Origin of the sequence: Marinobacter sp. EVN1 (assembly GCF_000475375.1) — a bacterium.
GTDB lineage: Bacteria > Pseudomonadota > Gammaproteobacteria > Pseudomonadales > Oleiphilaceae > Marinobacter > Marinobacter nauticus.
Window position 1 is genome coordinate 1 of sequence record NZ_AXCB01000060.1, and the last position, 1,280, is coordinate 1,280.

A 1,280-nucleotide genomic window follows, 5' to 3' on the forward strand; every position below is an offset into this window, starting at 1 on the left:
AGGCGGTCAACCGGACGCCAAAAGCGTGGCGCTTTTGGTTCCCTACGCTATCGCTCCGGCGCCGGTTACCTCAGCGTTAATGGCCAGGCATTTGTGAGTTTTTGGCTGGTACTGTGCAAAGGCCTTGGCATCAGGTTGGCTGCAAAGCCCGCTCACTCTGGTGATCGCCAAGGCCGGAAACTTCGCCGTCCGGTTTGGTTGCCAAAACGGTCATCGGCATTGGTATTATTGGTGTGCCCCAGTCGTGGGGCCGTCCGCCTCAAGCGGTCATCGGGCCGGAAGCTTTTGTGTTCTGGTTCCTTTCGCCATCCGTCGAGTTGGTGCAAGCTGTCCGGGAAAGGGCATGCGGCCTTGGGTGTCAGGCGCAACCACGGTGGTGAACGGCCATTAACAAGGCGGTCAACCGGACGCCAAAAGCGTGCCGCTTTTGGTTCCCTACGCTATCGCTCCGGCGCCGGTTACCTCAGCGTTAGCTGTGTAGTGCGTTGTTCCTTTTGGGTGGCTCGGTGCCCGTGGCCTTGGCCGAAAACGGGTAGCAATACCGGCAGAGTGGGTGGTTAGCCAAGGCCGTCCGAATCCGCCATCAGGTTGGCAGCTGAAACGGTCAACGGTGTTGGTAATGAACTGGGTGTTTGCCGCGCGGGGCTGTCCGGCGAAACCTGGTTCCTTGCTTACCTGCTACCCTGAAGTTCAGGTTCATTCACCACATCGTTGACGGTGGTTTTAATCAAGGTGCATCGGCCAAGGCCTGTGCATAAAGCAACGGAGCAGGCTGTCATGTTGGTTGCCAAAGATCGGGTTTCATACTGGTTCGGTTGTTTGCAGCTAACAAAGCCATCAAATTCGCTCCCTACGGTCGCCGGACGCCCTTGTCAGGGCGCCGTTTATGGCCGGCGTTATGTTTTCTGAGGAAGTATGGACGATTACCTACTGACATTCGAAACTGACGAGGAAGGTGAGCAGGTCTTTGTTCATGGAGATCCAGCGGGCCTTGAGTATTTTGCAAAGCAGCTTCTCGAGATTGCTGGAAAAGCGAAAGCTGGGGATTTTCCCCATGAGCACTATTTCACCAACGAGTGGGGTGGCAACGAGTTGTCATCCGAACAGCAGTCGGAAAAAGGCAGGCTTATAAATCATGTCAAAGTATATGGTTGGCCTACGGTGGACGGTGGCAAGCCGTATTCAAAAACATAACCAATGCAGGCACGGCGACGCCCATTACATTGCGCCTTCGGCTCCATTTCATGGGCGCGCATGCTGCAGGCGTTAAGTGTTTCGTA

General features: G+C 55.5%; 1 protein-coding gene. It reads left to right on the forward strand.

All coding sequences use genetic code 11. From position 1 onward, the window contains the following. Positions 1-915: 915 nt before the first annotated feature. A complete protein-coding gene (locus tag Q674_RS37135; protein ID WP_014421853.1) occupies positions 916-1,194 on the forward strand; it encodes an Imm32 family immunity protein in 279 nt (92 codons plus the stop codon). Positions 1,195-1,280 lie beyond the last annotated feature (86 nt).